Origin of the sequence: Bradyrhizobium stylosanthis, from assembly GCF_001641335.1 — a bacterium.
Taxonomy (GTDB): Bacteria; Pseudomonadota; Alphaproteobacteria; order Rhizobiales; family Xanthobacteraceae; genus Bradyrhizobium; species Bradyrhizobium stylosanthis.
Map to the genome: position 1 here is coordinate 38,626 of NZ_LVEM01000007.1, position 12,777 is coordinate 51,402.

Annotated in this window: 11 protein-coding genes; 5 read left to right on the forward strand and 6 right to left on the reverse strand. The window is 67.2% G+C overall.

Annotation, left to right across the window (positions count from 1 at the left end):
- Positions 1-2: 2 nt before the first annotated feature.
- From A7X65_RS37030 to A7X65_RS37050, 5 genes are read left to right on the forward strand one after another with little or no spacing between them, the layout of a single operon-like run.
- Positions 3-1,061 (forward strand): ABC transporter substrate-binding protein, encoded by a 1,059-nt coding sequence (locus A7X65_RS37030; protein ID WP_145662962.1) that lies wholly within the window; start codon positions 3-5, stop codon positions 1,059-1,061.
- Complete coding sequence (locus tag A7X65_RS37035; protein WP_063694348.1) at positions 1,058-2,125, forward strand: ABC transporter ATP-binding protein; 1,068 nt, start codon at positions 1,058-1,060, stop codon at positions 2,123-2,125. Before A7X65_RS37030 ends, A7X65_RS37035 begins: the two co-directional genes overlap by 4 nt.
- Positions 2,126-2,127: 2 nt before the next feature.
- Positions 2,128-2,814, forward strand: a complete 687-nt coding sequence (locus A7X65_RS37040) for an AroM family protein (protein WP_063694349.1) — start codon at positions 2,128-2,130, stop codon at positions 2,812-2,814.
- Complete coding sequence (locus A7X65_RS37045; RefSeq protein WP_063694350.1) at positions 2,811-3,917, forward strand: S-methyl thiohydantoin desulfurase family protein; 1,107 nt, start codon at positions 2,811-2,813, stop codon at positions 3,915-3,917. Before A7X65_RS37040 ends, A7X65_RS37045 begins: the two co-directional genes overlap by 4 nt.
- Before the next feature lie 6 nt (positions 3,918-3,923).
- Positions 3,924-5,477: a hydantoinase/oxoprolinase N-terminal domain-containing protein gene (locus tag A7X65_RS37050; protein ID WP_063694351.1), complete on the forward strand. Its 1,554-nt coding sequence runs from the start codon at positions 3,924-3,926 to the stop codon at positions 5,475-5,477.
- 367 nt (positions 5,478-5,844) lie between these two features.
- Here the strand turns inward: A7X65_RS37050 and A7X65_RS37055 are convergent, their stop codons facing one another.
- The 6 genes from A7X65_RS37055 to A7X65_RS37080 all read right to left on the reverse strand — a co-directional run bounded on the left by A7X65_RS37055 (position 5,845) and on the right by A7X65_RS37080 (position 12,756).
- Positions 5,845-7,341 (reverse strand): ABC transporter substrate-binding protein, encoded by a 1,497-nt coding sequence (locus tag A7X65_RS37055; RefSeq protein WP_063694352.1) that lies wholly within the window; start codon positions 7,339-7,341, stop codon positions 5,845-5,847.
- A gap of 57 nt (positions 7,342-7,398) precedes the next feature.
- Positions 7,399-8,403 carry an ABC transporter ATP-binding protein gene (locus A7X65_RS37060; protein WP_063694353.1) on the reverse strand — a complete coding sequence of 335 codons (1,005 nt, stop codon included), beginning with the start codon at positions 8,401-8,403 and terminating at the stop codon, positions 7,399-7,401.
- Positions 8,400-9,413: an ABC transporter ATP-binding protein gene (locus tag A7X65_RS37065; RefSeq protein ID WP_063694354.1), complete on the reverse strand. Its 1,014-nt coding sequence runs from the start codon at positions 9,411-9,413 to the stop codon at positions 8,400-8,402. Before A7X65_RS37065 ends, A7X65_RS37060 begins: the two co-directional genes overlap by 4 nt.
- Positions 9,414-9,415: 2 nt before the next feature.
- Positions 9,416-10,303 (reverse strand): ABC transporter permease, encoded by an 888-nt coding sequence (locus A7X65_RS37070; protein WP_063694355.1) that lies wholly within the window; start codon positions 10,301-10,303, stop codon positions 9,416-9,418.
- Entirely contained in the window at positions 10,300-11,250 is a 951-nt protein-coding gene (locus A7X65_RS37075) for an ABC transporter permease (protein ID WP_063694356.1), read from the reverse strand. The genes A7X65_RS37070 and A7X65_RS37075 overlap by 4 nt, the downstream gene beginning before the upstream one ends.
- 84 nt (positions 11,251-11,334) lie before the next feature.
- Positions 11,335-12,756, reverse strand: coding sequence for an amidase (locus A7X65_RS37080; RefSeq protein ID WP_063694357.1), 1,422 nt, complete (start codon positions 12,754-12,756; stop codon positions 11,335-11,337).
- Positions 12,757-12,777 lie beyond the last annotated feature (21 nt).

Below are 12,777 nucleotides of genomic sequence, written 5' to 3' on the forward strand. Positions count from 1 at the left end.
ACATGATGAAAGCTTTGGGACCGCTCAGCCGCCGCCGCTTTCTGACCGCGAGCGCCTCGCTCGGCATCGGCACCATCGCTGCGCCTTACGTCGCGCGCGCCGACGATCCGACGCTGCGCATCACCGGCTGGGGCGGCAAGTGGGGCGACATCATGAAGGCCGAGATCGGCCCCGCCTTCGAGAGCGAGTTCAAGTGCAAGCTCCAGACCGACTCCGCCTTCCCCTATCTTCCCAAGCTCCAGGCGAGCTCGCGCTCGGCTCCGATCTACGACGTGCTGCATACCAATTCCAACGAGCAATGGGCTGCGGCTGAGATGGGCCTGATCGAGCCGAAGATCGATCCCAAGCTCGTACCGAACCTCGCCGACGTCTATCCCTACGCCATCAGCGACAAGATCGTCGGCGTCTCGATCTTCACCAGCGCCATTGGCCTCGGCATGCGCACCGACAAGGGCTATAGCGGCGTCACCTCGTGGAAGGATCTGTGGGACGCCAAGTACAACGGCGTGCGCGGCGGCTATGTCATTCCCGTCAACAGCCTCGGCCAGGCCTTCCTGATGATGTGCGGCACGCTGTTCGGCAAAGGCCAGACCGATCTCGATGCGGCCTATGCCGCGCTGGAGAAGCTGAAGCCGATCAAGATCGTCGATTTCACCGGCGCGATGGAGAAGATGCTGCTGTCGGGCGAAGTCGGCATGTGCGTCATCCACGATTCCGGCATCTATCGCTACGACGGCCAGAACCAGCCGACCGACTTCGTTTCGCCGAGCGAAGGCGTGCTGTCGCTGGAGCAGGTCCTCACCATCACGCCCGGCAGCAAGATGAAGGAGCTCGCCAACGCCTACGTCAACTACATGCTTCGTCCCGAGGTGCAGAAGCGCCTCGCCGAGACCGTGTGGTACTCGCCGGCGAACAAGAAGGTGAAGCTCGACGCCAAGTACGACGCCAAGCTGCTCACCACGCCCGAGAAGGTCTCGAAGCTGATCCAGGTCGACTGGAAGTGGTACAACGAGCGCAAGGACGAGATCGACCAGCGCGTCAACCGGATCTTCCGCGCATGAGCGCGTCGATCGAGATCGCCGGCGTCAGCAAGGTCTATGACGGCGGCGTGCGCGCTGTGGACGCGGTCGCAATGGACGTCCGGCAGGGCGAGTTCTTCTCCCTGCTCGGCCCGTCCGGCTGCGGCAAGACCACGACGCTGCGCATGATCGCCGGCTTCGAGACGCCGAGCTCGGGTGCGATCCGCGTCGACGGCGCCGACATCACCCATGTGCCCGCGCACAAGCGCGACATGGGCATGGTGTTCCAGAATTACGCGCTGTTCCCGCATCGGACCGTCGCCGAGAACGTCGCCTTCGGCCTGCGCATGCGCGGACTGGACAAGGCGACCATTGCGGCCAAGGTGAAGGCGGCGCTCGCCATGGTCGAGCTGTCCGGCCTGGAGGATCGCCGCCCGGCGCAGCTCTCCGGCGGCCAGCAGCAGCGCGTCGCGCTTGCGCGGGCCATCGTCATCGCGCCACGCGTCCTGCTCTGCGACGAGCCGCTCGGAGCGCTCGACAAGAAGCTGCGCCAGCAGATGCAGTTCGAGCTCAAGCAGCTGCAGAAGAAGCTCGGCCTGACCCTGGTGTTCGTCACCCACGACCAGGAAGAGGCGCTGGCGATGTCCGATCGCATCGCGGTGATGAACGGCGGCCGCGTCGAGCAGGTCGGCACGCCGACCGAGATCTACAACCAGCCCACGACGCGTTTCGTCGCCGACTTCATCGGTGACACCAACATCTTCCGCGGCGAGCGCGTCGGCCCGAACCTCGATGTCGGCAAGGGCCTGATCCTCGCCCTGCCGCCTTCGGAGATGCAGGGCACCGGCGTTCTCTCCGTCGCACTGCGCCCCGAAAAGATTCGCCTCATCCCGCGCGCTGAATCCGCTGCAGCCGGCAGCTCCGCTCACGGCATCGTCGAGAACACCAACTTCCTCGGCGGCGCCGTGCTCTACCGCGTCGAACTCGCGGGCGGCCATCGCGTCCTCGTGCAGCAGCCCAATGCAGGCACGAGCCGCCTGTTCGTTCCCGGCAACGGCGTCACACTCGAATGGACGCCGGCCGATCTCGTCGTCTTGAAGGACTAGACATGAACATGCCATTGAAGCACCAGCGCATCGGGGTGGTCGTGATCGGCCAGAGCCCGCGCCCCACCGTCGCCGCCGAGATCGCCGCCGTGCTGTCGCCGGGCATCCAGATCGAGCTGCGCGGCGCGCTCGACGGCATGAGCCGCGCCGAGATCGACGCCATTCCGCCGATGGACGGATACGATACGCTGTTCACGCTGCTGCCGAGCGGCGACGGCGTCACCATCAGCAAGAAGGAGGTCGAGCGGCGCGCGAGCCAGCAGATCACTCGCTTCAAGCACGAAGGCGTCGGCGTGACGCTGATGGCCTGCACGGGCAAATTCCCCAACCTCGCGGCCGACGGTCTCGTCATCCTGCCCTCGGCCGTCCTGCACAACCTCGTCGAGGCCGTGCTGCCGAAGGGCCGGCTCGGCGTGTTTTCGCCGCTGCCCGAGCAGACCGCGCTGATTGACAAGAAGTGGCAGCGCGACGGCGTCGAGGTCGTCGGCATCACGCTGCGCCCCGGCTCGGACGATGCCGCGGTCGACGACGCCGCGCGCACGATGGCTGACCTCGAGCCTGATCTCGTGGTGATGGACTGTATCAGCTACACCAGTGCCAACAAGGCACGCGTACGCACGGCCTATCCGGGCCCTGTCATCCTCGGCATCGCCGCCGCGGCCCGTATCGTCGAGGAGCTGGTGTCGTGAGCAAAGCGGAATTGAAGACGATCAGCCTCGACGAGATCGAGGCACTCGCGGTCGGCGCCTGGATCCTCGGCACCGGCGGCGGCGGCAGCCCCTATCTCGGCCTGCTCAACCTGCGCCGGCTCTATGCCGAGGGCACCCGCGTGCAATTGATGTCGCCGCTCGACCTCGACGACCAAGACTGGGTCGCGGTGGTCTCGAACATGGGTGCGCCGCTGGTCGGACAGGAGCGCCTCGCCGACAGCCGCAACATCGCGCGCGCCGTGCGCATGCAGGAAGAGATCAACAACATCAAGTTCCGCGCCGTGATGTCGGTGGAGATCGGCGGCGGCAACGGCGTGCAGGCGCTGATGGCGGCAGCCCATCTCGGCATCCCCGTGATCGACGCCGACTGCATGGGCCGCGCCTTCCCCGAGGCGCAGATGACCTCAGTCGCGATCGGCGGCCTGCGTCCCTATCCCTGCACGCTCTACGATCCCCGCGGCATCGAGGCGGTCGTGACCAAGGTGCCGACCTGGAAATGGATGGAGCGGGCGAGCCGCAAGATCTGCGTCGAGATGGGTTCGATCGCCTCCACCAGCAAGGCGCCGCGCACCGGACGCGAGGTGAAGGACTGGGGCATCCACTTCACCACGACCAAGGCGATCCGCATCGGCCGTGCCGTGCAGGAGGCCAACCGCCGCCACGAGGATCCGATCGCGGCGCTGCTTGCGACCGAAGGGGGCAAGAAGCTGTTCACCGGCAAGATCGTCGACGTCGCCCGCCGCACCACCGAAGGATTTTTGCGCGGCACCGCCATGGTTGACGGCAGCGATGCCGATCGCGGCACGAAGCTGAAACTCTCGTTCCAGAACGAATGGATCGTGGCCTGGCGCGATGAGGATGCGATCGCGACGTCGCCGGACCTGATCTGCGTGCTCGACAGCGTCAACGGCCACGGCATCGGCACCGAGACCATCCGCTACGGCCAGCGCGTCACCGTGGTGGCGCTGCCGGCGCCGTCGGTGCTGACGAGCCCGCGCGGTCTCGAATTCGTCGGCCCGCGCGCGTTCGGCTACGACCTCGACTTCCGTTCCCTCTTCTCGCCCGCTGCGGCTGGAGCTTAAGATCCCATGAAGCGTATTGGCATCGATGTCGGCGGCACCAACACGGACGCCGTGCTGATCGTCGACGAGAAGGTCGTCCATTCCGTCAAGCGCCCGACCACGGCCGACGTGACCTCGGGCATCCTCGACGCGCTCAAAGCGTTGCGCGCCGAGCCGTCCGCCGCGGTGAAGGTCGACGCGGTCGTGATCGGCACCACGCATTTCATCAACGCGGTGGTGCAGCGGCGTCACGTGCAGAAGATCGGCGCGATCCGCATCGGCATGCCCGCCAGCGCCTCGCTGCCGCCGTTCTGCGACTGGCCGACCGATCTCGCCTCGCTCGTCAACGGCGAGATCTTCATGCTGGAGGGCGGCCACGACTATGACGGCCGTCCGTTCATGCCGCTGGATGTCGCCGGCCTCAGGGACGCCGCGCGAAAGATCAAGGACAAGGGCCTGCGCTCGGTCGCGGTGTGCTCGAGCTTCTCCCCGCTCGATCCCTCCTGCGAGACCACCGCGCGCGAGATCCTCGCCGAGATCTGCCCTGACGTCGCGGTGACGCTGTCGCACGATCTCGGCCGCATCGGCCTGCTCGAGCGCGAGAACGCCGCGCTGCTCAATGCCTCCCTGCACGACCTCGCGGTCACCACGGTCGCCGCCTTCCGCAAGGCGATCGCCGACAGCGGCATCGACGCGCCGCTGTTCCTGACCCAGAACGACGGCACAGTGATGCAGGCCGAGATCGCCACCGCCTTCCCGGTGATGAGCTTTGCCTCCGGCGCCACCAACTCCATGCGCGGCGCCGCGCATCTCTCCGGCCTCGACGACGCCATGGTCGTGGATGTCGGCGGCACCACCTCGGACATCGGCCAGTTGCGTCACGGCTTTCCGCGCGAAGCCAATGCGGTCGTCGAGGTCGGCGGCGTCCGCACGCTGTTCCGGATGCCCGACCTCCTGTCGATCGGGCTCGGCGGCGGTAGCCATGTCGACGAGGACCCGGTCCGCGTCGGCCCGCTCAGCGTCGGCTATCGCCTGACGTCGGACGCGCTGGTGTTCGGCGGCGCGCGCCTCACCGCCACCGACATCGCCGTCGCGGCCGGCCTCATCGATATCGGCGACCGCTCCCGCGTCGCCAACCTGCCGAAGCGCCTGATCGAGGGCGCGATGCGCGATGCCTGGCGCAAGCTGGAGGAAGACATCGACCGCATGAAGACCGAAGCCGGCGACGTGCCGCTGCTCGCCGTCGGCGGCGGCGCCTTCCTGGTGCCGGATCGCCTGCCGGGCATTTCCGAGATCGTCCGCGTGCCGCATGGCGACTGCGCCAATGCGGTGGGTGCCGCGATCGCGCAGGTCTCCGGCGAAGCCGACCAGGTGTTCCGCGACCTCAGCCGCGAGGACGCGATCGCCGCGGCGCGCGACATCGCCGCCGACCGCGCCGTCCAGGCCGGCGCCGCGCGCGACAGCCTCAAGACCGTCGACGTCGAGGACATGCCGATCGCCTACCTGCCCGGCAACGCCCTGCGCGTCCGCGTCCGCGTCGCAGGGGCGATCGCCGATCCGGATCTGCCGGCGGCGGCGTAACGAGCGGCCTCAACCAAAACTGCGAAAACAACCCCATGCACAGTAGCCGGGGCCTGCGGGATCAATGACTTGCGCCGACGGGCCAGCGCGCCGGTTTGACTCGTCGGGCAAAACGGGGGTATAGTACGACAATTCCGAAATCGTCGCGCATTCCCCTCCCTTCTCCCCTTGCGGGAGAAGGTGGCGCGAAGCGCCGGATGAGGGGTCTCTATCCGCGGATCAAGCTGCTCGAGAACGAGAGAGGGTCATCCGCGGAAACATACCCCTCACCCGAGTGAGTCTGCGGTTACTGGCTTCTCAGCCCTCTCCCACAGGGGGAGAGGGCACAGCAACGAGCCGCGCGCCACTCAGACTATAAGTGCCTGCCCTACTCCCAGTACCAGGTCGAGAAATCGTTCTCGTATTGCGGCACGTCCTTCCAGACGCCTTTCAGCTTCTTGCCGGTGATGGTGATGAGCTGCGGCTGGTACATGTAGGCGGAGACGGCGTCGGTGGCCAGCTTCTGCTGGGCGTCGCCGAGCAGTTTGGCGCGGGCGGCTTCGTCCGGCGTCGACACAATCTGCTTGTAGAGCGCGTTGAAGGCATCGTTGTTGTAGCCGAGATAGTAGTCGGGCTCGGTGATCTTGACGAGGTCGAACGGCTCGACATGGCTGACGATGGTCAGGTCGAAATTATGCGGACCATTGCCGGCGAACACCTGCGACAGCCATTGCGCCCATTCGACGTTCTCGATCTTGGCGACGATGCCGACCTTGGCGAGCTGGGCTGCGACGATCTCGCCGCCCTGCCGCGCATAGGACGGCGGCGGCAGCTTGAGGGAGAGCTCGAGCGGCGTGGTGACGCCGGCTTCTGCCAAGAGCTTCTTGGCCTTCTCGGGGTCGTAGGGGTTGACGCCGGTGGTGTCGACATAGCCGAGCGAACCCGGCACGTAGAAGCTGCCGATCGGCGTGCCGAAGCCGTCGACGGCACCGTCGATCATGGCCTTGCGATCGATCGCCGCAAGGATGGCGCGGCGCACGCGGACGTCATCGAGCGGCTTCTTCCGATGGTTGATCGCAACGATGGTCTTGGCCTTGGAGCCGCCGACCAGCACCGTGAAGCGCGGATCGGCCTTGAACTGCGCCAGGGCGCGCGCCGCGGCGACGCGCGGGAACGCATCGACGTCGCCCGACAGCAGCGCCGCCACCTGCGCCGCCGGATCGGAGATGAAGCGGATCGTCACCTTCGAGAGCTTGACCGCCGAGGCATTGCGATAATCGGCCCATTTGGTCAGCGTGATCGAGGACCCCTTGGCCCAGGCCCCGAGCTGATAGGGCCCGGTGCCGACCGGCTGCGTCACGTTGGTGGGCGCGCTCTTCGGCTCGACGATCGAGCCGCTGGCCTGTCCGAGCAGGAACGGGAGGTTCGGCTCGGAATATTTCACCGCGATCACGACGGTGTCGGCGTCGGGCGTCTCGACCTTTTCGAAGGCCTGGAACAGGCTCTTGTCCTTGTTCGTGCTGGTCGGCGCCGCGTTGCGCTCGAACGAGAACTTCACGGCCGCGGAATCGAAGGCTTCGCCGTTCTGGAATTTGACGCCCTTGCGCAGCTTGAACGTATAGGTCTTCAGGTCGGGCGAAGCGGTCCAGCTCTCGGCCAGCAGTGGCGAGACCGAGCCGTCCTCATTGATCTTGGTCAGCGTCTCGTAGATGTTGTAGAGCGTGACCTCCGCGATCGCGGCAGCAGCGGCGTTGGTGGGATCGAGCCCCGGGGGCTCCAGCGCCATCGCCATGACGACGCTGTCCTTCTTGCTTTGTGCCAGAACCGGCAGCGGCGCTGCGAGAAGCGCGGCGGCAAATGCGACGATCGATAATTTCCTGAACATCTCGTAACTCCCCGGCCTGTTCTAATCCCGGAACCCGTGCCAATCCTGCTGCGGAGACTAACCTTCCATGGCCGCCTGCGGCAACGCCATCACAGCCTCCGCCTTGTGGCAGGCGGCCAAGTGTCCTTCGCCCACCCTGCGTAGCTCAGGCGGGGTTTCGCGGCAATGCTGGTCGGCGAGCGGGCAGCGCGCGACATAGGGACATCCGCTGGCCGCCGCCGATTGCGAGGCGATGGCCTGTGCCCCGCGCCGGCGCCGGCCGCCCCCGGCGCGCGCCCGCGGCACGGCGTCCAGGAGAGCCCGCGTATAGGGATGGGCACAATGCTCGAACAGATCCTCCGGCCTGCCCTGCTCGACGATCCGGCCGAGATACATCACCGCGACCTCGTCGCAGAGATAGTCCACGACGGCGAGGTCGTGGCTGATCAGGATGTAGCTGAGACCGAACTGCTCCTGCAGGTCCTGCATCAGGTTGAGCACCTGGGCCTGCACGGAGACGTCGAGCGCGGAGACCGGCTCGTCGGCGACGATCAGCTTGGGCTGGGTGATCAGCGCACGCGCGATCGCGATGCGCTGGCGCTGGCCGCCGGAGAACTCATGCGGATATTTGTCCATGTCGGCATCGCGCAAGCCGACCTGGCGCAGCACGGCCGCAACGCGGTCGCGGAAGGTGGTGCGGTCAGCGCCATCGAGCACGGTCAGCGGCTCGGCGACGATGCGCGCAATGGTCTGGCGCGGATCAAGCGATCCATAGGGGTCCTGGAACACCATCTGGAAATCGCGCCGGGCGCGCCGCAGCTCGCCCGCCGAGATGCGGTTGAGATCGCGGCCGAGCAGCGCGACCTGCCCCGAGGTCGGCCGCTCCAGCGCCATCACGACGCGCGCGAAGGTGGACTTGCCCGAGCCGGACTCGCCGACGATACCGAGGCTCTTGCCGGCCTGGACCTGGCCGCTGACACCATTGAGCGCGCGCACCTGACCGGGCGGGCGGAACAGGCTCTCGCGCGGCAGCATGTAGCGCTGTTCGAGATCCCTGACATCGAGAAGCGGTGCGGTGCTCATGCGGACAGCGCTCCGACATTCGCGGCCATCGAGACGTCGGTCCGGATGCAGCGCACGCCATGCCCGGGCCCGACCTCGACCACCGGCGGCAGCGCGGTGCGGCACGCATCGATCACGAGCGGACATCGCTCGGAGAAGGTGCAGCCGGCCGGGAGGTCGGCGAGCTCGGGCACGGTGCCGGAGATCGTCTTCAACCGCGTCCCCTTGCGCGCGCCGAGCTTCGGCCGGGCGCGGAACAGACCCTGCGTGTAGGGATGTCCCATGCGACGGAACACCTCGTCGGTCGGTCCGCTCTCGATCACGGTACCGCCATACATCACCATCATCCGCTGCACGTTCTCGGCGATGACGCCGAGATCGTGCGAGATCAGGATCATCGACATGCCGCGCTCCTCGACGAGATCGGCGATCAGGTCGAGGATCTGGCCCTGAATGGTGACGTCGAGCGCAGTGGTCGGCTCGTCCGCGATCAGGAGGTCGGGCTCGCAGGCAAGCGCCATCGCGATGGTGATCCGCTGGCGCTGGCCGCCGGAGAACTGGTGCGGGTAGGCATCGACGCGGCGCGCCGGATCGGGCAACCCGACGCGGTCGAGCAAGGCGATCGCCTCTTTGCGCGCTTGTGCCGCCGAATATTTCTTGTGACGCCGCAGCGGCTCGGCGACCTGGTTGCCGATCGTGTGCATCGGATTGAGCGCCGTCATCGGCTCCTGGAAGATCATGCTGATGCGGTTGCCGCGCAGACGGCAATAGTCGGCATCCGCGAGCCCGGCGAGCTCGCTGCCGTCGAGCTTGATGCTGCCGGTCACGACCGCGCTGTCCGGCAGCAGGCCCATCAGCGACAATGCGGTCACCGACTTGCCGCAGCCGGACTCGCCGACGAGCCCGAGCGTCTCGCCGCGCTTGAGCGAGAAGCTGACGCCGCGCACGGCCTGTGCCGGCCCGCGACTGGTGTTGAGGCGGACGCCGAGATTCTGGACCTCGATCAGCGGCATGTCGGAGCGCTCAGCCATCGTCATCGCTCCCGCGCCAGCCGGGGATCGAGCAGGTCGCGCAATCCGTCGCCGAGAAGATTGAGCCCGAGCACGGCGATGGCGATCGCAGCACCCGGATAGACCGCGAGCATCGGCGACTGGAACAGCAGCGTCTGCGCGTCATTCAGCATCCGCCCCCAGGACGGCTGCGGCGGCTGCGTGCCGAGACCGAGATAGGACAGCGCGGCCTCGGCGAGAATGGCGAGCGCGAACTGGATGGTGACCTGCACGATCAGGATCGACAGGATGTTCGGCAGCACGTGCTCGACGGTGATGCGGAATTTGCCCTTCCCCGAGGCGCGGGCGGCCAGCACGAATTCGCGCGCCCAGATCGCGTTGGCCGAGCCGCGCGTCAGCCGCGTCAAGGTCGGGATCTGGAAGATGCCGATTGCGACGATCGAGGTCACCATGCCGGGGCCGACCACCGCGGCGAGCATGATCGCGGACAGCACGGCCGGAAAGGCGAAGGTGAAGTCGGAGAAGCGCATGATGATCTCTTCGATCCAGCCGCGCCTGGCCGAGGCGATCAGGCCGAGGCAGACGCCGAAGGTGAGCCCGATGCTGACCGCGATGATGCCGACCAGAATGGTCGAGCGCGCGCCGGCGAGCAGCAGCGAGACGACGTCGCGGCCGAAGGAATCGGTGCCGAGCCAATGCGCCGCCGACGGCGGCCGAAGCTTCGAGGCGATGTCGATCTCGTAGGGAGACCAGGGTGTCCAGACCAGCGACAGCAGCGCCGAGGCGAGCACCAGCAGGCTGAGCGTGCCGCCGAGGACGAAACTGCGATGGCGCAGCGCCCGGCCCCAGAAGGTCTTGGCCGGCAGACGGCGCGCCGCGACCGGGGCGTCAATGGTCACGGGCGCGCTCACAGGTCGTGGACCTTGATACGGGGATCGATGAAGGCGTAGAGCACGTCGACCACGAAATTGACGATGACGACCATGGCCGCAAGCAGCATCACGCAATTGCGCACCACGATCAGATCGCGGTTGGCGATCGACTGGAAGATCAGCCGGCCGAGGCCCGGCAAATAGAATACGTTCTCGATCACGATGGTGCCGGCGAGCAGATTGGCGAATTGCAGGCCCATCACCGTCATCACGGGGATCATGGCGTTGCGCAGCACGTGGCTCCACAGCACCTCGCGCTTGCCGAGCCCCTTCGCGCGCGCCGTCCGCACGAAATCCTCGCGCAGCACTTCCAGAACCGCCGAGCGCGTGACGCGGGCGAGGATCGCGGCCTGCACCACCGCCAGAGAGACTGCCGGGAGGAGCAGCGACCTGACGCCAAGCCAGACGCCGTCCTCCCAGCCGGCGAAGCCGCCCGCCGAAAGCCATTGCAGCCGCACCGCAAACAGCAGCACCAGCAGGATCGCGAACCAGAAGTTTGGCAGCGCGATGCCCACTTGCGTCAGCGACATCACGCCGACGTCGCCGAGCTTGTTGTGGTTGGCGGCGGTGTAGATGCCTGCCGAGAGCGCCAGCGTCACGGTGATCGTCATCGCCATGATCGCGAGCGGAATGGTCAGCACCAGCCGCTCCGCGATCAGGCCGGCGACCGGCGTGCCGTAGACGTAGCTGTTGCCGAGATCGCCGACGAGCAGACCCCTGATCCACTGCAGGTAACGGACCGCCAGCGGCTGGTCGAGCCCGAGCTTCACGGTGAGCGCGCGCACCGCGTCCGGCGAGGCGTCGGCGCCCATCAGCATCTGCGCGGCGTTGCCCGGCAGCGCGTCCAGCACCAGGAAAATGATCAGCGATGCGCCGACCAGCGTCGCCAGCAAGGTCAACAGACGTCGGAGGACAAAGACGCTCATGCGCGCTCGGCTTCAGGACTAACCTGCGGCACGATCAACATGTCCGGGCGTCCGAGGCAAGGGCTTTGCGGCCTGCGCATGTCGTCATTCCGGCCAGCGGGAGAGAAGGCCGCTGGCAGCCTCGAACAGCGCGCTCGCGCGCAGCAATTCGGCATCGTCCCGGAAGCGGCCGACGAGCTGGAGCCCGATCGGCAGGCCGTCGCGGGCGAAGCCCGAGGGCAGGCTGACCGCGGGATGCCCGGTCATGTTGAACGGCATGGTCCAGGGGAACCAGTGCGGCCGGACGCTGTCGAAATGCGCCCCGTCGATCTCGATGGTGCCGAACAGATCCTGCTCGATCGGCAGCGCCGTGCGCGTGAGGGTCGGCATCGCCAGGAAGTGCCCGCGCGCAAGCAGCGATTGCACACGGCGAAACAGCGCGGTGCGCGCGAACATCGCCTCCTGGTAATCGACGCCGCTGACCTCGGTGGCGAGCGCGAGCTGCTTGAGAAAGGCTTCGCTGAGCTCCTCCCCGTGCTCGGCCGCGAGCTTGGCAAAGCGGGTGCGCCAGACGGTGTGGTTGATGGCGCGCCAGATCGGCTCGATGTCGAAACCGTCAGCGGAAAATTCCTCGAGCTCGGCCCCCAACCCGGCCAGCCGATCGAGACTGGCCTTGAAATTGGCGGCGACCTCGGCGGAGGCCGGACGGCCCGGCGGGGTCAGGCAGTACAGGATTCTCTGCCCGCGCAGGTCGCCGCGCGGGGCGGCGGTGCCGATGAAATCGGGCACGGGCATGCCGATCGACCAGGGATCGATGGGGTCCTCGCCCGCCATCGCCTGCATCATCAGCGCGGTGTCGGCGACGGTCCGCGTGGTCGGCGTGACATAGGTCTGGTTGCCGAACGCATCGAGCGCCTGGCTGTGCGGGATCACGCCGTTGCTTTGCTTCAGGCCGACGACGCCGTTGCAAGCGGCCGGAATACGCGTCGATCCGCCGCCATCGGTCGCGATCGCCAGCGGCGCGATGCCGCTTGCCACCGCCACGGCGGCGCCGCCGCTGGAGCCGCCGGAGGACCGCTTCGCGCTCCAGGCGTTGCGGGTGCGGCCGAACAGCGGCGAGTCCGTCAGGCACTTGCTGCCGAATTCCGGCGTCGTGGTCTTGCCGATCAGGATCGCGCCCGCGCTGCGCAGCCGCGCCACGGCGACGGCATCCTCGGTCGGCACATTGTCCTTGTAAGGCACGGCGCCGAAAGTGGTCTTGACGCCCCTGGTGTTGACGATGTCCTTGACGGTGACGGGGATGCCGTGGAGCAGGCCGAGGTCTTCGCCCGCCATCACCTTGCGCTCGGCGGCCCGCGCGGCAACAAGCGCCTCGTCGCCGCAGATCGTGATGAAGCAGTTCAACTCGCCCTGCAGCGCCTCGGCGCGGGCGAGCACGGCACTGACGATCTCGACGGGGGAAATCTGCTTGGTCGCGACGAGGCCGCGCAGCTCGGTTGCGGACAACAGACAGGGATCGCCGTTCATCGAGACATCACGCTCCGAAAG